Raw genomic sequence first — 26,860 nt, forward strand, 5'->3', positions numbered from 1 at the left:
AATCATAAAAGCAACACACTATAACATTATCATTAATTTTGATCTATATTTACATGATTTTATGAAAAGTACTTCTGAAAAAGCTATAAACGCATAAGACATGGTAATTTTATAACTTATAGTGCAACATAAATATTATCTATAGAGATATATTTTTTTATTGCCTCGTAATATGGAAAAAATTAAATTTTCAAGATATACATAAAGTCATAAACAATCATTTGATAACAAACTAAACATCTCTAGAAAATACATCATCAATTCTATTTTGGTAATTCCGTCACTAATCTAATGAGCTCTAATTTCTCTAAGATTTATAATATTAAATCTGTATTCACGAGGCTGTCCCTCATGTAACATGCATCTTTTGAATAAACGCAGTGCATTGTTCCTTAGTTCTATTAAGGCTTATCGTAAAGACTTCTCCATCCCTCTCTATAGGCTCTAAAACGTTTATAGACGGCATATTTTATATCCCTTCTTAAACCGTTTTTTACCCAAACATCTTTCTCTTGTAATGTATAAGTGACCATTTTAAATTCATCATGAACAAGTTTAAAATGAGAGAGTCCTGCTGTATTAAATATTCCATTTAAATTAAAAATATAAATATCCTTAACAAAAATTATTAATATATATTAAAGCTTTACGTTATTGAAACTCTGTTGAAACTAAAAAATACTTATCCCTTATCAAGTGCATAAACAGCATGTAATGTTCTAACCGCAAGTTCAGTGTAAGCACTATCAATCAAAATAGAAATTTTAATTTCTGAGGTCGTAATTGCTTGAATGTTAATACCCTTTTCAGCCAAAGCCTTAAATGCTGTAGCGGCAACACCTGCATGGCTACGCATTCCAATACCAATCACAGATACCTTGGCAAGATCGCTTTCAAACTGGAGAACATCAAATCCAATTTCTTTGCGATTCTTTTCAAGAAGTGTAACGGCTTTTTCTACATCTGATGATGGTACAGTAAAAGTCATATCAGTTTTTGAGCCATCTTCAGAAATATTTTGCACAATCATATCAACATTAATGCTTTCTTCAGCCAAGGGACCAAAAATTGCTGCCGAAATCCCTGGACGATCGGCAAGTCGACGAAGGGAAATTTGTGCTTCATCCTTAGCAAAAGCAATACCAGTAACATTTTGTTGTTCCACAATTTCATCCTCATCGCAAATAAGTGTTCCAGAAGAACTCATTGGATCCTCCATGCCTAACGCATCAGGATCCTCAAAACTTGAACGCACAAAGGTACGAACCTTATGAACCATTGCCAATTCAACAGAACGAACCTGTAAAACCTTTGCACCAAGAGAAGCCATTTCTAGCATTTCTTCAAAAGCTACTTTTGGTAAACGACGCGCTTTCGGCTCTATACGTGGATCCGTTGTATAAACACCATCCACATCCGTATAAATATCACAGCGATCAGCTTGTACAGCAGCGGCTATAGCAACAGCACTTGTATCTGATCCCCCACGCCCTAAGGTAGAAATCCGGTTATCCGGAGATAACCCCTGAAAACCAGCAATAACGGCAACCTGACCTTCCTGAAAACACTCGATTAAAAAAGATCCATCAATATTAGTAATACGTGCACGGCCATGCGCATTGTCTGTATGAATAGGAATTTGCCAACCAAGCCATGAACGTGCATTCACCCCCATTTCTCGAAGTGTCAAAGCCAACAAACCTGACGTAACCTGTTCACCAGAAGCAACCACAACATCATATTCACGAGCATCTCTATGCATAGAGGAAGCATCACTTGTCCACTGAACAAGTTCATTTGTTTTACCAGCCATCGCAGATACGACAACGGCTACCTCATTGCCTGCATCAACCTCTCTTTTGACATGCCTTGCAACATTATGAATACATTCCATGTTTGCTACAGATGTTCCACCAAATTTCATGACAATGCGCGCCATTAATAACACTCTTACCTTTACATCTCTTATCTCAAACAGTAATGAGAATTAGATGCTGTATCAACTAACCATTTTCTCGACATAGCGAATATCTATCATTTGTGCAAGTTTCATTATGATTATATTAATTTCTCTTGACTTTGTATAAAATCTACTTGACCTGATCATTAAAAATAAAAGGAAAGCAAAATGATAGATAAAACGCCGACAACTATTGATCAAAGTGAAATTGATCACTTTTCACGTATTGCTACAGAATGGTGGAATCCACAAGGAAAATTTCGACCTCTTCACCAATTTAACCCAACACGCCTTGCTTACATCAGAGAAAAAATCTGTTTAGAGTTTAATCGTGACCCTTCTTCACTTACGCCCTTTCACAATTTGAAAATTCTTGATATTGGCTGTGGAGGAGGCTTGTTATCTGAACCAATGGCACGTCTTGGTGCTATGGTTGTAGGCGTTGATGCTGCACAAACAAATATTGAAGTCGCAAAAACCCATGCTGCTCAAAATGACCTTTCCATTGATTACCGCACGACGACAGCAGAAGTACTTGCCAATGAAGGAGAAAAATTTGATATTATCCTTAATATGGAAGTTGTTGAACATGTCGCTGACGTTAATCTCTTCATAGCAGCTACAGCAAAAATGTTGAAACCACAAGGGTTGATGTTTGTCTCAACACTCAACCGCACATGGAAAGCATGGGGGCTTGCTATTGTAGGCGCTGAATATATTCTACGTTGGCTTCCTAAAGGAACCCATGATTATAAAAAATTCCTAAAACCTCTAGAACTTAAAAACTTCTTATCAAAAAACGCTCTGACTGTCATTGATGAGATAGGTATTACTTATAACCCATTAAACGACAGCTGGAATCGCTCAAAAGACATGGGCGTTAACTATCTCCTTCTTGCAAAACGGTCTTAAGAATATGTAATTTACAAATATTATATGCCTTGTAATAAAGAATTGAGCTTTCCCTCAGCTTCTAAAGCATAAAGATCATCACAACCGCCAACGTGATAATCATCTATGAAAATTTGTGGAAATGTATTACGTCCATTTGCACGCTGTACCATTTCTTGGCGAAGGGATGTGGAAGCATCAATATCTGTATACTTTACGCCTTTTTTATTAAGCAAATCACGTGCTTTTGTACAATAAGGACAGTTAGGGCGTGTATAAATTATTACCTCTTTCATAGTATTATCCTCCAATATTTTTTAATAATATTCATTTTAAATTCCTCTTAAGAAGAGGGAAAAATAGAATCTTCTTTGAGAACACGCGAAAATGTTAGCACATCAACCTGTCGTGCACCTGCATCTTTTAATGCAGCAGCTGCTGCTGTAACTGTTGCACCCGTTGTAAATACATCATCAATCAGCAAAACAGAACATCCTTTGAGATATTTTTTAACTTTATGCGAAACCTTAAAAGCATTTTTTACGTTAAGTTTTCTCTCTCTCGAAGAAAGACTAACCTGCGGACGGGTATGCCGACAACGAACAAGCCAACTCGGTTTTAAAAGCTTTTTTTGTGATGCTGCAATATAACGTGCAAGCTCAGCAGATTGATTATAACGCCTCTCCCAAAAACGACGAAAATGCAATGGAATGGGAATAATAACATCACAATCATCAATAACCTCGCGTCCAGCAAACATCATCCAATTGGCCATAAATGATGCCAATTCTATATGATCACCATATTTTAAGCGCGTTACTAAAGTTCGTGCAAGCCCTTTATGAACAATGACTGAGCGAACACGTGAAAAAGGATGGGAATTACGGAGTGCTTCACCACTAAGAAAACCATCCCCCATATCACAAACAAAAGGAGTCCCCATAACAGGACAATAAGGTTTTGTGATAAATTGAAGATCTTTCCAACATTCGGAGCAAATCGTACCATAAGTAGAAACATTTTGCTTACATCCAGGACAAATTGGTGGATAAAGCATCGTTTTCAAGCGTTCAACGAACTTACTTAGTATATCTCCGCTATTTAACGCCGCTTCTCGAAAATACAACATTATAAATTTAGGCTTTTACAAGTTTCCCTCAGAACAAAAGTTCCTTTGTATTTCCTCAATTTATAATTTTAATTCCTTTAAAAACTCTTACCTTCTATAAATTTATTTCTTTCATATTATAAACTTGACAGAGCTTGCACAAATAATGAACCTTTTCAAAATATATTCTTTCATAGATCGAAAGTGTTCTACAATATGTCGCATCCTTTAATTTTTGATCATAACCGCATTGAACAATTCCGAAAACGTGCCTTTCAAAAAGCAAAAAAAGGATGTGACTTTTTACTCTCTCACATGGCAGAAGATCTCTATAAACGCCTTAGCACTGTTGATCGCCTCTTTACATTAGCTCTCGATTTACACAGCCATACAGACCTTGCTGCGCAAGCTTTAATGAAATCTGGAAAAGTTTGTTCCATAGAACGCATTGAGACCGATCCGCTTTATCAAAGCCATGATAAAAAATTTCATTTACGTCATCGAGAATTTCTTGATTTACCTCAAAGTTACTGTGACCTTATTGTTTCACTTCTTTCATTACAATTGACCAATGATACCCCTGGTGTTCTAAGCCAGATAAAAAATACCCTTAAACCAGATGGCTTATTTCTTGCTGTTATGGCAGGAGCTGGTACATTAAGAGAATTGCGCGAAAGCCTGCTGCAAGCTGAAAGTGAAATTTATGATGGAGCAAGCCCTAGAATCTACCCTTTTGCCGACATTCGTGATGCAGGCGCTCTTTTACAGCGTATTGGCTTTGCCCTGCCTGTAGCAGACGTTGAAGATATCACAATACGTTATAATACAATGTTTGACCTTATGCACGATCTTAAAGCTATGGGAATGCAAAATGCACTCATCAATCGTTCACGACGCCCTGTATCCAAACGTTTTTTTCTCCGCGCAGCTGAAATCTATGCACAACGATTTAGTGATCCTGATGGACGTATTCGTGCACATTTTTCTTTCATCTGGCTCTCTGGTTGGGCTCCTCATCCCAATCAACAAAAACCGCTACAACCTGGTTCAGCGCAAATATCTCTTACAGATGTTTTACAGCCCCAAAAAATATAATCTAAAATTATTTTTTAAAAATACTTTTATCTGTTGTCCGTAATATTTGACTGGTGACCGTTCCAGCTATCATTGAATCGCTCACGTTTAGAGCAGTCCGTCCCATATCAATTAGCGGTTCAATAGAGATAAGTACAGCAACCAAAGTAACAGGAAGCCCCATAATTGGTAACACAATCAATGCAGCGAAAATAGCACCTCCCCCCACACCAGCAACACCAATAGAACTCAACGTTACAACACCAATAAGCGTAGCAATCCAAGTAGGATCAAGAGGATTAATACCCATAGATGGTGCAATCATGGTCGCAAGCATCGCTGGATAAAGACCAGCACAACCATTTTGTCCAATTGTTGCCCCAAAAGAAGCTGCAAAACTCGCAATGGATTGTGGTACACCTATCCACTGTGTTTGCGCTTCAATATTCAAAGGAATACTTGCAGCACTTGAACGACTGCTAAAAGCAAATGTTAAAACTGGTAAAACCTTTTTGAAAAAACGAAAGGGATTAATCCCAGAAATACCAAGCAATACACCATGAATTCCAAAAATTAAAATAATACCGACATAAGAAGCAATAATAAAAACCAGTAAATTTAAAATATCTGCAATACGCGATATTGCTCCTACTTTCGTCATAAGTGCAAAAATACCATAAGGCGTCAAAGCAATCACAATACGGACTAACCGCATAATCCAAGCTTGTGCCACTTGAATAAATAAAAGCGCTTTTTCTCCTTTTTCTGGCTCATCTTTCTTTAAAAGAAGAACCGATGCACCTAAAAATGACGCAAAAATCACAACACTAATAATTGACGTACGTTTAGCTCCACTCAACTCAGCAAATGGATTTTTAGGAATCATAGACAAAATCATCTTTGGTATATTCATATCTCCAAGTTTAGAAATATGACCTTCAAGAAGAGCAGAAACATTTTGCCCTTCATGCACCAAACCATCGGTTGTTAATCCAAAAAAATTAACCACAAGCACACCAACCAATGCTGAAAGAGCCGTTGTAAAAAGCAATATTGAAATTGTTATTATACTCATCTTTCCGACAGCATAAACAGAATGTAAATGAGCAACTGCTGAAACGATAGAGATAAAAACCAGTGGCATAACAATCATTTGCAACAATAAAATATAGCCCTCACCGACAATGTTAAACCATTCAACGGATTTCAATAAAGTGCTTTCACCCTCTCCATAAATAAACTGCAAAACACTTCCAAAAATCAAGCCAAGGATAAGCCATAGCATAACACGTAGTGAAAGACTCCATTGCATTTTCTTACTTTGAAAAACCAACAATAAAAAAATAACAAATAGAAATAAATTGACGAAAAAATTAAGTGTCATTGTCTATGCTCACTATTATTATGGTTGACATAAATAATCTGCATAATTCAAAATCAATGCATGATATTTAAAATTAACCTATAAAGCTTACAAGGCTTTTACAAAATCATTATTTTTTTAATTTATAGATTAAAAGAGAATTTTTTATCTACTAATAACTGTTTAAAGAAAATAAATAAAATTATTTTCTTATTCTTTAAATTTATGCTCTTATAAAATAGTTAAATAAGAAAAATATAAACAACATTCATTGCATCTTAATATTGAATAATTCTAGCATATCTTATCCTATAAATCTCCTTACCTCTCTCTTTTTCTATTTGAACTGAAGCGAGCTTTCCAAGCAAGGATGAATTAACAATCGAACATTCATGATTTTTCTAGAAAATACACCAACAAGCTACTTCTGCTCATTTTATGGACTGCACTCTCAATAGCTTTGATCAGCACTTCAAATATAATTATTTTATTGAAAATACTTTTTATACATTCTTTCTTTGCTCTCAATGAAAGCTTTTTTATTTTTCAAAACTCTTTTTATAGTCATAAAAAGGCTTTGAAATACAACATATTGATTTATAATCATAATTTACTGTTTTGCATATTAAATGAGAGTCCCGAATAACGTAAGATTCTCTCATTTCAAACCTGTTTATCTTGAATCAATCAAAATCATTTGCTTGCACGTCACAAGCAGGGCTGGCGTATGAGTAAAAATGTATAAGAAAGGAGTAGAAAGACCTCTTATGAAACATCTTAATGCAAGAGTTGCCGTAACATTGGAGGGCGGAGCTTGAGCAGAAAATATAAATAATATGATTGCTTTTTATAATAGCGCAGTAAAACGTTTTAACGATACCTATTCATATGCTGATCGAACAACACGTGCACGTGCTATAGATAATTTTGTCACTTTAGATATAAAAAAGATAAGTTGGAGTTATAATGTTACGCAAGAACTAATAAGAGGAAAGGTTTTTGAATTTGAAGAGGCATGCCTCACTCAGAGTTCATATCATCCTTTTACGCAACAGTGGTTTTATTATAATCGGAATCTCAACGATGGAATTTACCAAATGCCTCGTATAGTCCTGATAGGACAAAAAGTTGAAAATAGGATGATACAAATTACAGGCATAGGAGCACGAAGCGTTTTTTCTGTATTGATAGCTAAGAATTTGCCTAATCTAGATGCAATAGATACAGGTCAATGCTTTCCACGGTATCTTTATAAAAACGTTGAATCTCTGTAACTGTTCATGATGAAAAACAATCCCATTTGTTTGCAAATTCAATAAAGGAAAGAAAAACATCTGGTTTACAGAGGCGTGATGCCATTACGGATGAAGGACGAGCACATTTTAAAGCTGCTTATCCTAGTGAGAGCATAACAAAGACGATTACAAATTTCTAGATAATGAAAACAATGGAAAAGACTGAGGATATATGATTAAAATGAGAGGCTTTAAGCCTACAAATATTATAAATTTTATGAATAGTACAGTTTAAAGCATTAAAAGCAGTCTTACAGCAGATTTACAATGTATGGGGATAATTAATTGCCTATAATAAGTTGCGCTCATACTGATAAAGATTATTCTGCTATAGAAATGTTGTGCTTTTTTGAATTTTTGTGCGTATTCAAACACTCATTCGTTACAAGCTCAATCTCTTTATCTCGTGCCTCTTTATCAAGAATAATAGTATTTTAATATAATACCCCTTTGCATACAAATAGTTATTTCTTATCTATGAATAGCTTATAATTTCATATAACTCTATGAAGATAATATTTTTTATTTATCAATATTTAATGATGTAATTAACACATTCATTATATATAATAATCTTTATTTCTATCTATTTACATAATATATTTCTTTTTTTATAAAAATAAAATTGAGTTATACATACATAGATCTATCGGTATTTTTTCTACTGTCTTTTTAGCGCACTGAAAGATTGATATCGTAATTTTTGTATAATAAAATACTCTTTCATATAAGCATCGTATATTGAATTATAATAATTGACTATTAGCCGCAAATTATATTTTTTATCCCTTTTAAAAGTAAAAAATATAATTTTCAGACCTATTCATAAGTAGGCTTAGCCAAGTGAATAAAAAATGTTTGATAATAAGCTTTATCTCTTATGAACTATCTTTTGTACAAAGGGACAACATTATGATTACGGAAATATCGTGATATTATTGGGTATAAAAATCACACTCCCCAAGAAATTTTTGTATTGTATCCTTTCCGTTATGAGAAATGTTAAAAGCAAGGTAGGATATGCTCTCTAGAGCAAATGAGTGAATGAACCACCACGGTTATATGCATTTTTAAAAAAGTAGGAAGTATCTTTGCTTCAAATTTAATAGGCACATTCTAAAAATAAAGGTTCTACCGACTCATTCCAAATAGAATAGTAATGGGACAAAAATTTTTCAGCATCTGTTTGTCCCATTGCAACAACCTCTTCTAGAGGATTAAGAAAATTTGTTTCATCAAAACCATTCGTATCATACTGTTTGCGATTTTTTAAGCCTTTGCGAGCAATAGCGAGAGCTTGACGTGCTAACTCTAAAAGAATAGTTTGACGAAAAGGAGTTCTTAACCCTTCTTTAGGAACGCGTTGGCGCAACTCTAAAACTTCTTCAAAACACCAATCTTTTGTCAAAGCCTCTGCCTCATTAAGTGCTTCCCTATCATAAAGAAGCCCAACCCAAAAAGCCGACAACGCACAAATGCGCTTCCAAGAACCACAATCAGCTCCCCTCATTTCTAAAAATCTTTTTAAGCGGACTTCAGGAAATAACGTTGATAAGTGATTAATCCAATCTCCCATGTTTGGAATTGAATTTGCAACTTGTCCTTTTAATGCTCCATTCATAAACTGACGAAACGTTATGTGTGTACAATCATAATAACGACCATCACGCACAACAAAATACATTGGAACATCAAGGGCCCATTCAACATAATCAGCAAAACCAAAACGCTCAGAAAATACAAAGGGCAGAACGCCTGTCCTCTGATTATCCGTATTACGCCAAATTTCAGAACGCCACGATAAAAAGCCATTTGGGCGCCCTTCTGTAAAGGGCGAACTTGCAAATAATGCCGTTGCAATGGACTGTAACTTCATGGATACTTGCATTTTTCGCCGCATATCACTTTCAGATGAAAAATCAAGATTAACCTGAACTGTTGATGTGCGATACATCATATTAAGACCATTATACCCCACTTTAGGCATATAATCAGTCATAATCTGATAACGTGATTTAGGCATTCGCGGCGTTTCAGCTAAAGTCCACTTTGGACTAGCTCCAAGACCTAAAAAACCTATACCTAATGGTTCTGCAATTTTTTTGAGAAGAGTTAAATGCTCCATCAACTCGTAATATGTATGGCTTACTGATTTTAATGGTGCACCAGATAATTCAAATTGTCCCCCAGGTTCCAAAGAAATGGCTCCCTGATCAACTGATCCTACGAGCCCAATAATATTCTCTTCATCTAAAATAGGTTTCCATCCTAAGGCGCTTTGCATCCTCTCTAAAAGCGCTCGGATTCCCCTCTCTCCTTCATAAGGAACAGGGTGAAAACCATCTCTATAAAACGGAAATTTTTCATGTTCTGTACCAATGCGCCAATCATCTTCTGCTTTATACCCCCCTTGGAAATAGCTAACCAAAGAATCTAAGTTATAAATTTCACTTTCATCAGTTATATCAAGCGCCATAACTTACCGTATCCTATAATTGGTATCATCATCTTAAATAAATTGTTTAGAATGATTTTACAGATTTCTCAATCCATTGCCCAATCCCCCACGGTAGCATTAAGAAGAGCCAAAGCAGCAACAGCGGCAGTATCAGCGCGTAAAATACGCGGACCTAGTGATATTGGAACCACAAAAGGATGTTTTTTTAAAAAGCTCCGCTCTTCTTCACTAAAGCCACCTTCCGGTCCAATAAGAATACCAGGTGTTGTAACGTCACGCTTTTTAAAAGAAGGTAATGGATTATGCGATTTATGCTCTTCATCACAAAAGAATAAAGGCTGTGTCTCATCCCACTGTGCTAAAAGTTCTGCTAATGATAGAGCCGATACGCATTCAGGAAGAGATAAAATTCCACACTGTTCAGAAGCTTCAATAACATTGGCTTCCATACGCGCCATATTGATACGCGTAACCTGCGTATGATGCGTTATAACAGGCTGCAAAATCGATACCCCCATTTCAACAGCTTTCTGCACCATATAATCCAACCGCGCATTTTTGAGTGGAGCAAAGCAATAAATAAGATTGGAATGCGTCGTTTGTAATCTTTCTTGATGGATAAGCTGAACCACAACAAATTTTTTCTTAACAGTGATAAGTTTAGCAAGCCACTCACCATCCTGTCCATTAAAAAGTAAAATTTCTGCTCCTTCTTTCATACGCAAAACATGCATAAGATAAGAAGCTTGTGCCCCCTCTATCTTTATTTCTTCATTCAAAGCCAATGTCTGTCGGATAAATAATCTTTTAAGTTTATAATTTATGCGCATAAAAATTTTGCCAATGCTCACTATCGTCATCGAGAAAATGAAGAAAAATATATAGCAAAAAGAAAAAATTATATCTATAGAACTATAATATATTAAAGAATTATAGAGTTTTTTTAGCTTTATGAGATAATAATAGGAACTTATAGATCCTTAAGTGATTCTGCTTTCATAAAAGTTTAAATAATGCACCATTCATCTTTGCATTCAGTCATTGATGCATCCGTGGAGGAAAAATATGTCTGCTAAAAAAGCTACAATTATTACGATTACAACCCTCTTAGCCTTTATTTTGATTACAGTGGGAATTGGTTCTGTTGGAGCCGACGGGAAGCATACAATTACCAAAGATGGCTATGGTATTTCTTCTGCGATTCAATAAGCACTGGCCAACATCCTCCTTAAAATTTTAATGTTTTTTAGCAATTTTTATAAGATTAGCACCGATATTATGAATCTCTTGTATTTGAAAGATTCCATAAGAAGGTTTTTTATTCCTCTCTTCAGTCATTTATCTATACCAACCTCACTTATTATGACGGTGAGGATGGTTTTTACTGCTTCACAACGAACGGATTTAAAATGAGAGAATCTTCCGATAATGGGAGCTCTGATTTAAATTTAAAAGACAATTTTAAGTTGCAAAAAGACGAATTACCATTATAGGATAGAATATTATACAGATGAAAAACGATACTCAATCTGCGTTAATATCTTTTGTAACCCAAAAATCACCATGATTTTGTCCTTTAGAGCTTAGAGAAAATGTAAAAGGCCATGCAAGGCTATTAGCAAGACATTGGACATCTTTACATAAAGTTTCTGATCTATAGTTTTTGCGTAGTTGTGCCTGTAATATCAGTTCATTTTCCTTCCCTTGCGCAATAGCAGTTGCAATGGTTCCTTGAATGGATAAGCTCAAGTCTGCTGTACGCATTAATGACTCTGTTACCTTCATCATACCTTCTGAAAAGCTTGTCTGAATATCCCAGTGATCAAATGTTGTTGAAAAAGTATCATTATTCATTAAAAGAAATTGTTGTTTATTTGAAAGTCTTGTTTGTAATTCATTCAGATCATACCCTAATAGCCGACCAGAAGACATCTTCAGTGTTAACTCACCCTGCATTTTCGTAAAAATTTCTGGCCAAGAATCAGCAAGTGTTCGTACCGTTGCAGTAAAATTCGTTTTGCTTTGTATAAATGGAATAAATCCCAAGATTTCTAAAGTCTCCTGCATATCAATAGAAGCACCTGAAATATTTCCTCCAATACGCACTTTCTGTCCAGCTGAGGTAACTTCAATATTACTTTGCACAGATCCACCAAAAATATTCGCATGTCCAAGATCAAAAATACCATGCCCATCTCTTATTTGTATTGCAGCAGCTAAATTTGTGAGTGAAATATTTCCTATTTTAGCTTGTGGCGCAGAAAGTCGTATATCCACGCCAATACAATCAAAAGTTCTCATGTCAAAGCAGGCATTTTTCTTTTTACCTGAAAAAAACATTGAACCCAAGAGGCTAAGGTCTAGATTATCAAAGGCTAAAGAGCCCATGACATTTGGTACATAATCTTGAAAATCGAGTTTTAAAGCTCCTCGCGCATTGGCTTTCCCCATCGTAAATGTAACATTGTTCATTTGGATATGCATTGGCTGCGCTAAAAAATGAGATTCCCATACAATGGGTATTTTTAATTTATGTCCCCAAAACTGATTTCCACCAACCCAAGACAATGTCTGATTCCATCCAGGAGAACGCATTGACACTTTTCCGTCAAAAATATAATATTCAGATAATCGAGCCTTTCCTGTAAAAGTTATTCCCCCACGTACAGAATTGAGACTTGCCCTAATATGACTTTTGCCTCCAGCAAGAAGCAGCAATGCTTGAGAAGCATCAAGTGATAATTTTGTAAACTCTCCGCGCCAACGCGCATCTGCACGTAACCGTACTTCCTGAGTTGATTCCGGCCAATCTAAAGTTGCATTTAATCCTGTTATTTTGTCTGCTACTCCTGAAAAACTATCGTGATACACAAGAACACCATTTTTAATGACAATCCGTCCAAAAGGTTGTTTTAAAAGGTGCTCTATCTCTGGATGCTCAGGATTATGTTTTAATATTTCACGCGTATTACGTATTGCCACCCCTAATGCACCTTGTGAGCGAGAAAACCGATCAAAAAAATCTGCTATTGTTTTAACAGGCTTTTCCATAACAAATTGAGGACGCATAATCCGCGTCTCTGAAAAAGAAATATGTCCCCAAAGAAGATCGACGACAGAAAGATCAACTTCTATTGATTCAGCTTCCATTAATGGCGCAACATCATCCATTTTTGATGTTAAAGTAACGCCAGAAAGAAATGCTTTAGGATAAGGAAAAAGATGTAACCGCGGTGGATCACGCAATTGCACATTGTAACCCGTCCATGCACTTAAATCCTGCGCTAAACGAATACGAATCGCATCTGTAGAAATAAGATAAGGTAAAACGAGAATCCCCACTCCAAATAAAAAGATAATTGTAATAAAAACTCCGCTCAAAAATTTTATTATTCTGATGCGCACATTATCCCTCTATACTTATCCCCCTATAACAGATTAAAAACAAACTTAAATGATCATAAAAAGTTTTTATAATCCTATAATTCACTATATCCACTTTGTATCTTCATTATTTTTGTTCTTTATCCAAAATTTATTCAAACAGCAATGTTGCTGCTTCTTTATAAAGCAATTATTTAAAAGTCTTCAAAACTATAAATCCACAACATTATAAAACCATTCTTACTGTTCTCATATGAATATTGCTATAAAACTCTATCGTATTATTAGAAAATGCTTTACAAAAAAAACAAACAGCCTTACCGAAAGGATCTCTGAATGAATAATATTATCGACGGAAAAAAACTTGCTGAAGAGATTATTGTGAAAGTTAAGGCCGAAACAGCAAAGCTCCGCCATCACTATAATATACAACCTAGTATCGCTGTTATTATCGTTGGAGATGATCCTGCAAGTCAAGTATATGTCACCTCAAAAAATAAAAAAGCCGAAGAATGTGGGTTTCTTTCAATCAAACATGTCGTTTCCAAAGAAACGCAAGAAAAAGAACTCCTTCAACTTATTGCAACATTAAATTCTGATCCCAAAATTCATGGTATTTTGGTACAGCTGCCTCTCCCTGCTCATATGAATACAAATCGCATAACACAAGCCGTTGCTTTCCAAAAAGATGTTGATGGTTTTCATTATATTAATGTAGGAAAACTCGCGGCAAATGCACTTGAAGATGCAATTATTCCCTGCACTCCAGCTGGTGCCATGATGATGATTGAACAACACTGTGGACGAGATTTATCTGGACTTGATGCTGTCGTTGTTGGACGCTCTAATATTGTTGGAAAACCTATGGCTGCCCTTTTAACAGCAGCCAATGCCACTGTGACAATTGCCCATAGTCGTACCCGTGACCTTGATGATGTGTGTCGAAGCGCTGATATTCTAGTAGCAGCTGTAGGCCGCCCACAAATGATTAAAAAAGACTGGATAAAAGATGGTGCAATTGTTATTGATGTCGGTATTAACCGCGTTGCTGCACCAGAAAAAGGTATAGGGAAAACACGTCTTGTTGGTGATGTCGATTTTGAAAACGTAAAAGAAAAAGCTGCTGCGATCACCCCTGTTCCTGGAGGCGTTGGACCAATGACAATTGCCATGCTTATGGTTAATACACTCAAAGCCGCCGCGCGATCACACAATCTGCCGATACCAAAATTCTAAAAATTGTAACAATTCCTTGTATATGGTTTCATTGTATATGATTCAGCTTATTTATTTTTGCATTTTTCATGTCATAAAAACAGATGCCCCTTGATCTGCACGATTAACGGATTGACGAAAAACATGAAAAAGTTCGCGTCCAATACCATGTTCGTTTTTTGAAAGATCCGGAGATATGATTTTTCGCGCGTTAAATTTTGCTAAATCCTCCAAAAGGGTTAATTTACCCTCATGAGCATCAAGAAAAACAATATCACCATCCTGCAAACGTGCAATGGGGCCATTATCCACTGCTTCTGGTGTCACATGGAGAGCAGCAGGAATTTTTCCTGACGCTCCTGACATACGCCCATCGGTTATCAATGCTACCTTTTGACCGCGATCTTGTAAAACGCCTAAAATGGTCGTTAATTTATGAAGCTCTGGCATACCATTGGCTTTTGGTCCTTGATAGCGAATAACAGCGATAAAGTCTTTATTATGCAACACTCCAGATTTAAAAGATTTTTGTAGTTCCTCTTGATCATTAAAAACAAAGACTGGTGCTTTAATCTGCCAATACTCTGGTTTAACAGAGGAAACTTTTATAATAGCTGTTCCCAAATCTCCTGATAAAACACGAAGACCACCATCAAGCTGAAATGGCTTTCTCCACCCCGCTAACACCTTATGATCACCACTCTCCTTAAGAGCCGCTTCACGCACCACATGACCATCAGCAGAAAGCTTTGCTTCAATTGCATAAGCATTGAGATCTTTACCAAAAACCGTAGAAACATCTTCATGGACTAAGCCTGCCTCGATAAGCTCGCGAATAATAAATCCCATTCCCCCCGCAGCGTAAAAATGATTAATATCTGCTAAACCGTTAGGATAAATGCGCGCTAAAAGAGGCACAACGGATGAAATTTCTGCAATATCATGCCATGTCAATTTAATACCGCAAACAGCAGCCATAGCAATCAAATGAATCGCATGATTGGTAGAACCTCCTGTTGCATTTAATCCTACAATGGCATTCACAAAAGAACGCTCATCAATGATCATACCAAGTGGACTATAATGATCACCAAGATCTGTCATTTCAAGTACACGTTTCGTAGCTTCTTTTGTTAAAGCATCACGCAACGGTGTATTCGCATTAATAAAAGAAGCTCCAGGCATATGAAGCCCCATCATCTCCAGTATCACCTGATTAGAGTTAGCTGTTCCATAAAATGTACATGTTCCTGGTCCATGATAAGAACGTGCTTCTGATGCTAAAAGTGTTTGGCGATCTATTTTATTTTCCGCGTAAAGTTGACGTATCTTCGCTTTTTCATCATTACCTTGACCACTTGTCATGGGACCAGCTGCTATAAAAATTCCTGGTAAATGACCAAATGTTAGGGCACCAATCAATAAACCTGGCACAATTTTATCACACACCCCAAGATACAATGCTGCATCAAAGACATCGTGTGATAAGCTTATAGCTGTTGCCATTGCAATTACTTCACGCGAAAAAAGGGAAAGCTCCATCCCCGCATTTCCCTGCGTAACACCATCGCACATCGCGGGAACACCACCTGCAACCTGTGCAACACCACCAACCATACGGGCCGACTCTTTAATTAAGTGAGGAAATTTTTCAAAAGGTTGATGTGCTGAAAGTATATCGTTATATGCCGTGATAATGCCAATATTCCCAACGATATTTCCCTTCAAACGCTCTTTATCTATTGCACCACAAGCAGCAAAGCCATGAGCCTGATTGGCACATCCTAAAAAACTCCGTTTGGGGCGATGAACTTGTGCTTTCGCAATACGATCTAAGTAAATTTCTCGTGTTGATCGAGAACGTTCATAAATTCTTCGTGTAACTGTAGCAATTGTCTTGGAAAGTGCCATATTTCTCTCCCCCTTTCATTGTTTCTTCCCCTCATTCATTGAGAGAGATTACGTTTTATTCACTTTGTGTCACATATTTTGATTCACTTATTTCATTTTCTGCAGGCGACCAATAAACCTGAACGAGATGAGGGGAATTACGCAAAATTGCCCGAATAGGCATTTCTATTTCAGACCCGTCTTGACAAGCTTCTTCAAAACAATCGCGTTTCTGAAAACCTTCGAAATGGAGAATAACGCAACGAGATTGCATAATAACTGGCAAAGTTAGTGAGAGTCTTGGCTCAACAGCGCTCTTGGCATGAAGGGGTAAAACAAGTGCTTGCGTTCGAAGATCAAGCGCTTGCTTTAAACGATCAGCATCAGGAAAAAAGGAAGCTGTATGTCCATCCTCCCCCATTCCTAAAACAACAACATCAAAGGGTTTAGGCAAAGTATTAACACGACTCGCCGCTGAAAAAGCAGCAAGTTCAGCAGTAATTGCTTTATGATAAAGCCCTACAAAACGTGCTTTTTCGGCAAAATTTTGTAACAAATGACACCGTACCATATGTTCATTTGAACGTTCATCGTGTGTAGGGACAAAACGTTCATCGACCAAAGTGATAATAATATTTTGCCAATCAATATCCGCTTTTGACAAATAATGAAAAAACAATTCTGGTGTTTTACCACCAGACACCGCTAAAACTGCTCTCTTACGCTCAAGAACAGATACACTAAGCTCTGCGGCTACTCGATCTGCTAATGCCAAGGCTAAAGTCTGAGGGGTTTCAAAATCTAAACGGTCAATATTCATTCTATACATACTTATTGCTCTAAACTAAATTGTTCCATATACGCCTATCACGTTCCATGAGGCTCATCGAAGCAGACGGCCCCCACGAACCAGCGTTATAACTATGAACAGGCTGTTGTATTGCTTCCCATCCCTCAATGATTGGATCAATCCAACGCCAAGCAGCCTCAACTTCATCACGACGCATAAACAGTGTTTGATCTCCACGAATAACATCCATTAATAAACGTTCATAAGCATCAGGATTACGTTCAGAAAATGCAGAAGCAAAACTCATGTCTAATGGAATGTGACAAAACCGCATACCGCCATAACTTGGATCCTTAATCATCAACCATTGTTTTACACCTTCATCAGGTTGGAGACGAATTACAAGCCGATTAGAAAAAATTTCATCTAAACCCACATTAAAAATATTATGAGGAATAGGTTTAAAAACCACAACAATTTCAGACATTCGCGTGAACATGCGCTTACCTGTTCGTAAATAAAAAGGCGTATTAGCCCAACGCCAGTTATCAATCTTAACCTTAAGTGCTACAAATGTTTCACTTTTACTCACTCTTCCCAGATCATCAAAATAAGACTCTACCGATATACCATTTGATAGACCAGAAAGATACTGCCCACGTACAGTATGCTGCCCTACATTATGGACATCAAGCGGTGTTAAAGAATGTAAAACTTTAAGTTTTTCATCGCGCACAGCATTAGCACTGTTGGTAAATGGTATTTCCATCGCAACCAAACAAAGTAATTGTAGCATATGGTTTTGAACCATATCGCGTAGAGCACCAGTGCTTTCATAATATTCTGTACGGCCCTCTAACCCTAAAGATTCAGCAACGGTTATTTGAACATGATCAATATAATTGGAGTTCCATAGCGGTTCATAAAGTGTATTAACAAACCGCAATGCCATTAAATTTTGAACAGTTTCCTTCCCAAGATAATGATCAATACGAAAGATCTGCTCTTCATTAAAGGCGCTTGCAAATACATCATTAAGTGAAACCGCTGTTTTTACATCGCAACCAATTGGTTTTTCAATGATAATCCGTGTTTGTGGTGTCACCAAATCATTTTTTTCCAACTTCATCGCAATATCAGCAAAAAGTGACGAACCAACAGCCAAATAAAAAGCTCGAATATCCGCTGAATCTTGTGACAGAAGGAGGGCTAAATCCTCCCACCCTCGATTTGAGGTAACATCAACAGAAACGTAAGTTAAACGTGCAAGAAAACGATTGAGTTCTGTTGAATTTAGATCTTTTGGATGGATATGTTTTTCTAAAGAAATGCGGACAAAATTTTGATATTCTTCACAACTTAAGGAAGTGCGCGAAACCCCAATAATACGTGTTGGCTCACTGAATTGCCCAGCACACTGACAATGATACAAAGCCGGCAAAAGCTTGCGCAACGCCAAATCACCATTGCCACCAAAAACAATACAATCAAAGGAAGAAACTGGAATAATTTTACGCACCATGAACTTATTTATTTTTCTATTCGATTATGAAATCCCATATCACTTATAAAAGCTTTCATCATTAAAGCAGACAGATACTAAATAAGCCATTAATTTTCTTCATTTCAAGCAATGTTTACATTAAAGGCGATCCAATAAAGAAAACCAACGCATTGCTAAAAATATAAGCGGATAACGCAAAACGCGTCCTCCCGGAAAAGATGAAATCTTTAAGTCTTGGAAATAGGAAAAACGTTCATATTTTCCAGTTAACCATTCTGCGTATAATTTTCCCACGAAAGGAGCCAGCATAACGCCATGCCCTGAATAACCACCACAATAAGTTATCCTTGAGAAAAGTTGGCGAACATAGGGCATGCGTTCAACTGTGATGGCAACCGTTGCTCCCCACCGATGGCTTAAATTGATAGAATGTAATTGAGGATAAATTTCAACAATTTGCCGTTTTATACGTTCATCTAAATTTAGAGGATGCTTATTATCATAACTTTCTACACCACCAAATAAGAGACGATTATCAATGCTTTTGCGAAAATAGCGAACCATAAAACGGGAATCATCAACCGATTCCCCCCCTATAAGAATTGAACTATGCTTTGGTAATGGGTCCGTTGCTCCAATATAAGAGCGAATAGAAACAATATTTTTTTCAATAAAACGCTCCAGACCAAGTTTATACCCATTTGTTGCAAGTAAAACATGCTCTGCTGTTACACTACCTTTTTCTGTTATTACTTTCCAATGTGCTCCCTTGCGCCTTACGGTCGTTACTTGTGACTTCTCATAAAGCTTAGCACCAGCATCTTGTGCTCTTTTTGCCAACCCAATAATCAATTTTAAGGGATTTATATGACCGGTATCCGCATCATAAATACCACCACAATAAAAAGTTGATCCAAGTCGCTCAAATGTTTCAGCCTTATCCATAAAAGTAAGCGCGTGATAGCCATAACGCTGCATCGCCTCAATATGCCGTTGATAAGAGAGAAGCTCACGCCTTTTATGAGTTACAGAAAGCTGTCCTCCTATCAAATCACACGGACAATTAGGCATTGCGCATAAAGCTAAAATATCTCTTTTAGCTTCTTCTGCCAAATCAAACAGAGCCTTACTCCGCTCAAAACCATACTTTTTTTCTAATGTTTCTACCCATTGCCGTTGCCCTGTTCCCAGCTGTCCACCATTGCGCCCTGAAGCGCCGTCACCAAAACGTGATGCTTCAAATAAAACAACATCTACTCCAGCTTTGGCTAAATGATAAGCAGCCGAAAGACCCGTAAATCCGCCTCCAATAATGACCACATCACACTGTCTGTTTTCACAAAAAGAAGGATACGATGGACGTTCTCTTAAAGCATCTTCATACCAAGAAATTCCTGGAGAAATTGAATTATAATCAATCATCGTCATAAAATTTAAACATTCAGCAGGAGATATTCACGCTCCCACGGACTGATTACTTCCATAAAAGTTTCAAACTCTTGTCGTTTGATTGCAGCATAAGTACTGACAAACACATCCCCTAAAATAGCACGTATCACTGTATCTTGTTCAAACAAATTGACTGCCTCAATGAGCCCACGCGGTAACTCAATATTATCAGCGTTTACATTATTTATCGCTGGCTCATCCGGCTCAATTTTTTGTTGCAAACCAATAAGACCACACGCTAAAGAAGCTGCAAGGGCTAAATAAGGATTCGCATCTGATGAAGGAAGTCTATTCTCAACACGCCGCGCTTGAGGAGCAGAACGGGGAACTCGAAAAGCTGTAGTACGATTATCATATCCCCATCGCAAATTAACAGGAGCCGAATTATCAGGGACAAGACGTCGATAAGAATTCACATAAGGTGCAAGCATCACAAGTACCCCTGGCATATGTTTTTGCAATCCACCAATAAAATGGCGAAAACAGATACTTTCTTCACCATTTTCCTGTGTAAAAATATTCATACCGGTTTTCTTATCAACAACCGATTGGTGAATATGCATAGCAGAACCCGGCTGCCCTTGAATGGGTTTTGCCATAAAAGTTGCATACATATTATGTTTTAGTGCTGCTTCACGAATTGTTCGTTTAAACATAAAAACTTGATCCGCTAACTCAATAGGATCACCATGACGTAAATTAATTTCAAACTGACCTGCTCCTTCTTCATGAATGAGGGTATCAATTTCCAATCCTTGTGCCTCTGAAAATTGATAAATATCATCAATCAAATCATCAAATTCATTAACACCAGCAATGGAGTACCCCTGTCCACCACCAATTGAACGCCCAGAACGACCAACCGGTGGAACTAACGGATAATCAGGATCGGGATTTTTTTGTACCAAATAAAACTCAATTTCTGGTGCAACAACAGGGCTTAAACCCATTTTTGTGTAAAAATGAACCACTGTTCGTAAAACATTGCGTGGTGTGTAATCCACAACCTGACCATTTTGATACACAAGATCACAAATCACCTGTGCCGTAGGAGCATCTTCCCATGGAACAATGCTTAACGTAGAAAGATCAGGCTCAAGGCGTAAATCACCATCTGCTTTAGGATATTCAAAACCATGACCATCTTCCGGATAATCCCCTGAAATTGTTGCCATAAAAACTGCTGAAGGCAATGCCAATGATGTTTCCGATGTAAATTTTTTAGAAAGCATCATCTTGCCCCGTGGGACCCCTGCTTGATCAGGCGTAATACATTCAATATCCTCTACCTTACGGAAAGCAAGCCATTGTGACACTTGTTCCCAATTGTGCACACCACGTAAACTTTTGAGAAAACGAGAAACAGGTTTAAAATTCTTACTTTTCGTTTGTTTACCATTTTTTACATCCATAACATACCAACTTTAAAAACAATCAAGTCCTATTCTTATTGTATCAGCCCATGCATAAACGACACGAAAAAAATTTATCAACTGATATTTTGAATAATACTATAAGATCCATCAAGGTAAAAGAACTTTACGCTCAACAAGTTATCCTATCACCATAGTGAAAAAATTGATATTTCACGCGATACATCGGTGCGAACCTTCTCCTTATATAAAACAGCGAGAAATACCATATTGTACGTAACCTAATTCCGATTCAAATAATCATATATAAGCAAACATTGACGAGAATAATAAAGGCGAGATATTTAATTTCCTTTTGGTTGTAGCAATGCTTCATATTAAAAGAAAAGAAACTTTTCTTTTAATATGAAGCAAGTTTTGTAACTCTATTGTTATCCACATAGAAGTAAACACCCTAGGATGGTGAGTAGCCTTTACAGCTGTGCTTACAAATACTCACCCCGCCGTAATATGCGTAAATGTATTTTCAGGATAAGTCATACGCTCAGCATTTCCGACATGAAACTTAACCATCGTCTGCATAACAGAGCTATCAACCTTGTTCTGAGCGGATGGTACAGACTCTGCACTTATATCAATTCCCACCGCTTGACATTGCACTTCGCACACAATATTTAGAGCTGAGAATCCAGTAGAGCATACCAAATCTAATAGATAGGAATTTTTGCTAATTGCGCCATGCGGGATCCAACATCTGATAGTCTCCAGCCCACTAGGAGATGTGTTATTTATATCTAAAAAGCCAAAAAATCAGGATATGAGAACACAATAATATCAATTTCCTTTGAACTAACGTCCTTTATCGTCGGTCTTCCACCATCGTAAAATCTATTTTGTATCAGTTTCTTTCACATACTTTGACTTATGATCTCGTGATACTGTGCAGATTGAGTACACATCCCCAGAGCCCAGATTATAATTAAGTTCGTACCATTCTGCTCTTTTATAGAGCTAATATTTGAAAATAAATAACCATAATCTTCAGATATAATACGCCTAGATTCAATAATTACCGTAAGCTTATGTAAATCACAACCCAATTGTGACAATGCCTCATAAATTTTACGAGGGTATTCGTCATTGATCGTCACGGCATCGCAGAACGCTGTGGAAGTCGAATATCCCCCGCCTAGACTGATAAAACTTTTTTGATCCTTCAATGCGTAAATATCCTTTCCAGCCTTAGTTAAGGTGGATACTATTAACTCAGTCGAATTCAAATTAGAGCCCACATGCAAAGGCACCCCATTAAGCCTAATCCTATTGGATTCTAGCAAAGATAATGCGGCACGTAACTTCGCCGCAGTCATACCAAAACACGATCTATCCCTGTTTGCCAGTACATGGCACAATCTCAATGAGATTTTAGGTAGTATATCAAAATGGCGTGCAAGAGTGATGATGTCATGTAATTCGATAATATTATCACACTGGATATTTATATGTTTTCTAATAGGATAACTCTATCTCTTCTCGAAGTTTTACAGGGATATTAAAAAATGTATCTCTACCTTTAAAACCATCTTTTTGCGCTAATGATATCTCATAACCAGACGCAAATTCCAAGTCCCAGCAACATAACAATGATGCCCCGCACGTCCATTAAAATACCCTGCTTTTTCTCGCCCTAGGCATCCATAGCCCGACCACGTAAAACAGGATACCAATTACAATATCATACCATAAGACTGCAAGAGAAAGTTTTTTTATAAATAGACATTTTTTTATCTTTCCATTGCCTCTTAAACAAGCTCATCTGTTCATATAATGAGTTATATGTATAATACATATAACTTCTACAAAAGGAGGATTCATTATGTTCCGTGAAAATCTTTGGTAATACACTCGGATAATTGGATCACCAGTCGCCCGTCAATAATATAGTGCGCGTTAAGAAATTGGGGGAGATAAGCTATGCAACTCGTGGATCATCCTTTTGTGAAATTCGATCAACTCAAGCTGATTTACAACTTCACATATCCGTTATTTCGCACTATTTCAAATGAATTTTACGATTACCTAGACTTTAATAAACTAGCGCACAGTAAGCAGATTCCACAAGCGCATACTATTTCTCTTTATTTGCATATTCCCTTTTGTGAAATCATCTGTTCCTTTTGTCCCTTTCAGAAAGGGGACTACAAGCACGTTAAACAAATCGAATCTTATATGTCAGCGCTTACCACAGAGATCAGAACCAAAGGAAATTTCATTCGCTCGCTTAGAGGGCCCATCCGCAGCATCTATATAGGGGGCAGCACACCATCGCTTTTGTCGGCAGATAATATCCGACACATCGGAAAAGTATTGCATGCCGAATTTGAGCTCTCTTCCTTAACCGAATTTACACTGGAAAGCGAACCGAAGAGCGTCACACGTGATAAACTTTATGCTGCCCGTGAGATCGGCGTTAACCGAATAAACTTCGGTGTACAGAGTTTCATTGAGCGTTTCCGATCATTGTTTAACCTCACCTCAACACGTGAACAAATCAACAATACCGTGGCTTTGTCACAAGAGATAATTGGACATGTCGGTTTCGACCTACTATATGGCATGCACAGCTAGCAAGCCGAAGAACTATTATACGATTTGAAGCAAGTCAGCGAGCTTCATCCTGAAACCATCAACCTCTATGCAATTAACAATCTGGCTATCACGTCGCAACTGCATAAGTCTTACGCACAAAAAGGGCTAAAGCCATCCAGCCTACAGCATCGACAGATGCTTCGATTATTTAGCGATATCGTTATGCGCAGCTGCGGCTATGCGCCGTGTAATGGGCATTCCTATATCAAAATTGCCAATAACACTCCTCTAACGCTCGCTAAAACGAGTTCAGCTAATTATTTCCGCTATCACAAATATTTGCATGGTTATCATGACGATTATGTCGTTGGCTTTGGGGCGTCAGCACTGTCGATTCCCAGCTCACTCGTCACACGAGCCAATCCCAGTCGAAGCGGATACATTACCGACATACAACTTAAAGGAAAATCCAAAGTATACTACAATTGGGTATCAGCGGAGCAACAAGCCTCCAAAGCTTTGTGTATGCGGCTACCTTATAACGGCTATGCCAAAAAAGAAAGAATTGACTGGACCGCACTTCCCTCTTTCGTATACAATAACCTACAACAGCTCATAGGTGCAAGTCTCATCGCAGAAAGTGATAACAATCTCCAGCTGACTCAGCGTGGTTGGCAATGGTATTCCAACCTTATGTATTTTCTTCTACCTCAGGAAGACAGGAATATCTTGGACGGCTATGTCGCAAACATGCTGAATACAACCGCCGTACTTGATGGAACAGCGGAAACCTGTGTGGTATCTTAAGGAGAACAGAATGTTCACGCTTTTTGCCAACAAGAACATACGCTATTTTTGCCTAACCGTTAGTCTGCTCGCCTTACTCAGCGGTGCTTTGCGCACTGCCATCCCGCTATTAGCAAGACAATCTGGATATGGCATAATCGGAGTAAGTTGGGCGCAAGGTCTCTTCTCATTAGCGTGGCCAATTTTCGGCATCCTTGCAGGCGTTTTACTTGATCGCTGCGACAAAATAAAACTTGCCACCACAGCTCTCTTCATCTTCATGCTACTGCATATTGTCCTGTTCATACTACTTATGATACAGATTACTCCAGCCGAACAAATTTTCTTCTATGCAACCATTGCTGGATTCATCGTCGTTTCTGCCGAAGCTTATATAATGACGATTCCACCACTTATCATGGAGGGAGAGCGATTGATGACCTTCTACTCTATTGTCTTGTTCTTAGATTTCGGGGTCTCCTATTTTCTTGCCCCTGTCATAACAAGCAGCATTTTAGCGCATAGCACACTGCTATTTCTCGGCCTTTTAATCGTGCTTTTTATCACATTGATTTTTACCGCTCGCCATGCTGTTCCGACATCGCCAACACCTGATAAAGAAAACATCACTTTCCGTTATATCATTGCCGGCTTTCGTTTCATTTTTTCAAATCGGCATCTTACCTCCCTTACATTACTCACATTCTTTCTATCGGTGGTATTTGGAGCATTCCTAACCTCGTTCATCTTCTTCGTTACCGACGGTCGGTATCTGGGCCTACATAGCAGCCAATATGGCGTGATGTTTGCAGCCTACGCGCTTGGTACAATGGCAGGTGCCCTATTTGCGCCGCGTATACGCTATGCACCGGTGCGCCTAGCTGTTCTCACTGACGGTTTAGGAACGGTTGTCTTGCTGTTGATTCCAGCCTTTTCAAAAAGTGCTGTCGTCGTATGGGGCGTCACCTTTATCGCTGGCGTTGGAGCAAGCTTATGGTTTATTGGTGTTACCGCCTTCAGGCAGCGCCTCACACCAAAGCAACTTCTCGGGCGAGCTAATTCTGCTTTTCGAGTGATAGGCTATGCTGGAACGCCGGTCGGAAGCTTTTTGGTCGGCATCCTTGGTTCTTTTATATCATTGCAGTTTGCTGCCACCTTTATCGCTGGACTACTATTGGTGGCTATCGCAATAACGCTTCCTTTTCTTTGGCAGGCTGATCATATAGACACACCCAATCCTTCCACGAGGTAACAGCTGCTTTAAAAAAAAGACACGGTCAAAAAGGCACACATACCCTATTACGCAATCGATTGATCTGTTCTTTGGACGAGGAAATTATCACCATAGTGGCTGATAGAGCCAGCGGCACTATAGAAGCAGCCAAACAAGCGCTAAAGACAAAACAGCCCCTTTACGTTGCATTGGGCGATGATCTCAACGCCTATATGAAGGATGCAGAGAGCTTATAGCGCACAGAGCGCAATTCTTAACTAAAAACTCCGCGCTAGCAATGCCCACTTATACTCCAGTTAATCCGTCACCCGCTGGACATCAAATGCCTCACCCCTTTACTGCTCCTCAAAATACATTTTGCTTCACTTACGCGCCGTATTCTTCCTTTGTAATTAAAAGAGCAGCCCTCCTTTCCTCATTTAGGATCTTTGCCTACACAACGCAGCAACAGATGCGACCATATATGCAATCACGCCTTAGGGCCTGCATAGTAGAAA

Annotated in this window: 22 protein-coding genes and 1 pseudogene; 9 read left to right on the forward strand and 14 right to left on the reverse strand. The window is 37.8% G+C overall.

What is annotated here, in order from left to right; genetic code table 11:
* Window positions 1-682: 682 nt before the first annotated feature.
* Window positions 683-1,939, reverse strand: a complete 1,257-nt coding sequence (locus ACFIMA_RS06015) for an aspartate kinase (RefSeq protein WP_375629782.1) — start codon at window positions 1,937-1,939, stop codon at window positions 683-685.
* A 189-nt stretch (window positions 1,940-2,128) separates the two neighbouring features.
* Between ACFIMA_RS06015 and ubiG the strand changes: the two genes are divergently transcribed.
* Window positions 2,129-2,872, forward strand: a complete 744-nt coding sequence (gene ubiG, locus ACFIMA_RS06020; protein ID WP_375693207.1) for a bifunctional 2-polyprenyl-6-hydroxyphenol methylase/3-demethylubiquinol 3-O-methyltransferase UbiG — start codon at window positions 2,129-2,131, stop codon at window positions 2,870-2,872.
* A 20-nt stretch (window positions 2,873-2,892) separates the two neighbouring features.
* On the opposite strand, the gene grxC is transcribed toward ubiG, so the two are convergent.
* Both grxC and ACFIMA_RS06030 read right to left on the reverse strand, forming a co-directional pair.
* Entirely contained in the window at window positions 2,893-3,147 is a 255-nt protein-coding gene (grxC, locus tag ACFIMA_RS06025) for a glutaredoxin 3 (RefSeq protein ID WP_375652335.1), read from the reverse strand.
* Window positions 3,148-3,194: 47 nt separating this feature from the next.
* Window positions 3,195-3,980 carry a ComF family protein gene (locus ACFIMA_RS06030; protein ID WP_375613539.1) on the reverse strand — a complete coding sequence of 262 codons (786 nt, stop codon included), beginning with the start codon at window positions 3,978-3,980 and terminating at the stop codon, window positions 3,195-3,197.
* 195 nt (window positions 3,981-4,175) lie between these two features.
* On the opposite strand from ACFIMA_RS06030, the gene ACFIMA_RS06035 reads away from it, so the two are divergent.
* Window positions 4,176-5,054, forward strand: a complete 879-nt coding sequence (locus ACFIMA_RS06035; RefSeq protein ID WP_375613540.1) for a methyltransferase — start codon at window positions 4,176-4,178, stop codon at window positions 5,052-5,054.
* 7 nt (window positions 5,055-5,061) lie between these two features.
* Here ACFIMA_RS06035 and ACFIMA_RS06040 read toward each other — a convergent pair whose 3' ends face one another.
* Window positions 5,062-6,417, reverse strand: coding sequence for an L-cystine transporter (locus ACFIMA_RS06040; RefSeq protein ID WP_375693208.1), 1,356 nt, complete (start codon window positions 6,415-6,417; stop codon window positions 5,062-5,064).
* Between the two features lie 797 nt (window positions 6,418-7,214).
* Between ACFIMA_RS06040 and ACFIMA_RS06045 the strand changes: the two are divergent.
* Window positions 7,215-7,813 (forward strand): annotated as a pseudogene (locus tag ACFIMA_RS06045) (type ISP restriction/modification enzyme); the annotation flags it as partial.
* Between the two features lie 980 nt (window positions 7,814-8,793).
* On the opposite strand, the gene ACFIMA_RS06050 reads toward ACFIMA_RS06045, so the two are convergent.
* Both ACFIMA_RS06050 and ACFIMA_RS06055 read right to left on the reverse strand, forming a co-directional pair.
* Complete coding sequence (locus tag ACFIMA_RS06050) at window positions 8,794-10,167, reverse strand: glutamate--cysteine ligase (protein WP_375612076.1); 1,374 nt, start codon at window positions 10,165-10,167, stop codon at window positions 8,794-8,796.
* Window positions 10,168-10,235: 68 nt separating this feature from the next.
* Entirely contained in the window at window positions 10,236-10,979 is a 744-nt protein-coding gene (locus tag ACFIMA_RS06055) for a 16S rRNA (uracil(1498)-N(3))-methyltransferase (RefSeq protein ID WP_375613542.1), read from the reverse strand.
* Window positions 10,980-11,214: 235 nt separating this feature from the next.
* Between ACFIMA_RS06055 and ACFIMA_RS06060 the strand changes: the two genes are divergently transcribed.
* On the forward strand, window positions 11,215-11,358 hold the full coding sequence (locus ACFIMA_RS06060; RefSeq protein WP_273790383.1) for a hypothetical protein: 144 nt from the start codon (window positions 11,215-11,217) through the stop codon (window positions 11,356-11,358).
* Window positions 11,359-11,673: 315 nt separating this feature from the next.
* Here ACFIMA_RS06060 and ACFIMA_RS06065 read toward each other — a convergent pair whose 3' ends face one another.
* Window positions 11,674-13,554, reverse strand: a complete 1,881-nt coding sequence (locus ACFIMA_RS06065) for an AsmA family protein (protein WP_375693209.1) — start codon at window positions 13,552-13,554, stop codon at window positions 11,674-11,676.
* A 315-nt stretch (window positions 13,555-13,869) separates the two neighbouring features.
* Between ACFIMA_RS06065 and folD the strand changes: the two genes are divergently transcribed.
* Window positions 13,870-14,769, forward strand: a complete 900-nt coding sequence (gene folD / locus ACFIMA_RS06070) for a bifunctional methylenetetrahydrofolate dehydrogenase/methenyltetrahydrofolate cyclohydrolase FolD (protein WP_375629801.1) — start codon at window positions 13,870-13,872, stop codon at window positions 14,767-14,769.
* A gap of 66 nt (window positions 14,770-14,835) precedes the next feature.
* Here folD and edd read toward each other — a convergent pair whose 3' ends face one another.
* The 7 genes from edd to ACFIMA_RS06105 form a co-directional block, all read right to left on the reverse strand.
* The gene (gene edd, locus ACFIMA_RS06075; RefSeq protein ID WP_375631538.1) at window positions 14,836-16,659 is read right to left on the reverse strand and encodes a phosphogluconate dehydratase; all 1,824 of its coding nucleotides are present in this window, start codon (window positions 16,657-16,659) and stop codon (window positions 14,836-14,838) included.
* Window positions 16,660-16,714: 55 nt separating this feature from the next.
* Window positions 16,715-17,467, reverse strand: a complete 753-nt coding sequence (pgl, locus tag ACFIMA_RS06080; RefSeq protein ID WP_375631536.1) for a 6-phosphogluconolactonase — start codon at window positions 17,465-17,467, stop codon at window positions 16,715-16,717.
* Between the two features lie 10 nt (window positions 17,468-17,477).
* The gene (gene zwf / locus ACFIMA_RS06085) at window positions 17,478-18,950 is read right to left on the reverse strand and encodes a glucose-6-phosphate dehydrogenase (RefSeq protein WP_375685906.1); all 1,473 of its coding nucleotides are present in this window, start codon (window positions 18,948-18,950) and stop codon (window positions 17,478-17,480) included.
* Window positions 18,951-19,070: 120 nt separating this feature from the next.
* The gene (locus ACFIMA_RS06090) at window positions 19,071-20,354 is read right to left on the reverse strand and encodes an NAD(P)/FAD-dependent oxidoreductase (protein ID WP_375631799.1); all 1,284 of its coding nucleotides are present in this window, start codon (window positions 20,352-20,354) and stop codon (window positions 19,071-19,073) included.
* An 11-nt stretch (window positions 20,355-20,365) separates the two neighbouring features.
* The gene (locus ACFIMA_RS06095; protein WP_375631532.1) at window positions 20,366-21,793 is read right to left on the reverse strand and encodes a glutamine synthetase family protein; all 1,428 of its coding nucleotides are present in this window, start codon (window positions 21,791-21,793) and stop codon (window positions 20,366-20,368) included.
* Window positions 21,794-22,249: 456 nt separating this feature from the next.
* Window positions 22,250-22,546, reverse strand: coding sequence for a class I SAM-dependent methyltransferase (locus ACFIMA_RS06100; protein ID WP_375678057.1), 297 nt, complete (start codon window positions 22,544-22,546; stop codon window positions 22,250-22,252).
* A 116-nt stretch (window positions 22,547-22,662) separates the two neighbouring features.
* On the reverse strand, window positions 22,663-23,268 hold the full coding sequence (locus tag ACFIMA_RS06105; RefSeq protein WP_375693226.1) for a hypothetical protein: 606 nt from the start codon (window positions 23,266-23,268) through the stop codon (window positions 22,663-22,665).
* Window positions 23,269-23,728: 460 nt separating this feature from the next.
* On the opposite strand from ACFIMA_RS06105, the gene ACFIMA_RS06110 reads away from it, so the two are divergent.
* From ACFIMA_RS06110 to ACFIMA_RS06125, 4 genes are all read left to right on the forward strand, one after another.
* Complete coding sequence (locus ACFIMA_RS06110; RefSeq protein ID WP_375678045.1) at window positions 23,729-24,382, forward strand: radical SAM protein; 654 nt, start codon at window positions 23,729-23,731, stop codon at window positions 24,380-24,382.
* A gap of 24 nt (window positions 24,383-24,406) precedes the next feature.
* Window positions 24,407-25,150: a hypothetical protein gene (locus tag ACFIMA_RS06115; RefSeq protein ID WP_375693210.1), complete on the forward strand. Its 744-nt coding sequence runs from the start codon at window positions 24,407-24,409 to the stop codon at window positions 25,148-25,150.
* A 10-nt stretch (window positions 25,151-25,160) separates the two neighbouring features.
* Window positions 25,161-26,381: an MFS transporter gene (locus ACFIMA_RS06120; RefSeq protein ID WP_375693211.1), complete on the forward strand. Its 1,221-nt coding sequence runs from the start codon at window positions 25,161-25,163 to the stop codon at window positions 26,379-26,381.
* Window positions 26,382-26,476: 95 nt separating this feature from the next.
* Window positions 26,477-26,599 (forward strand): hypothetical protein, encoded by a 123-nt coding sequence (locus tag ACFIMA_RS06125; protein ID WP_375631524.1) that lies wholly within the window; start codon window positions 26,477-26,479, stop codon window positions 26,597-26,599.
* Window positions 26,600-26,860: the final 261 nt, after the last annotated feature.

Origin of the sequence: Bartonella sp. AP88HLJMH, from assembly GCF_042195605.1 — a bacterium.
Lineage (GTDB): Bacteria > Pseudomonadota > Alphaproteobacteria > Rhizobiales > Rhizobiaceae > Bartonella.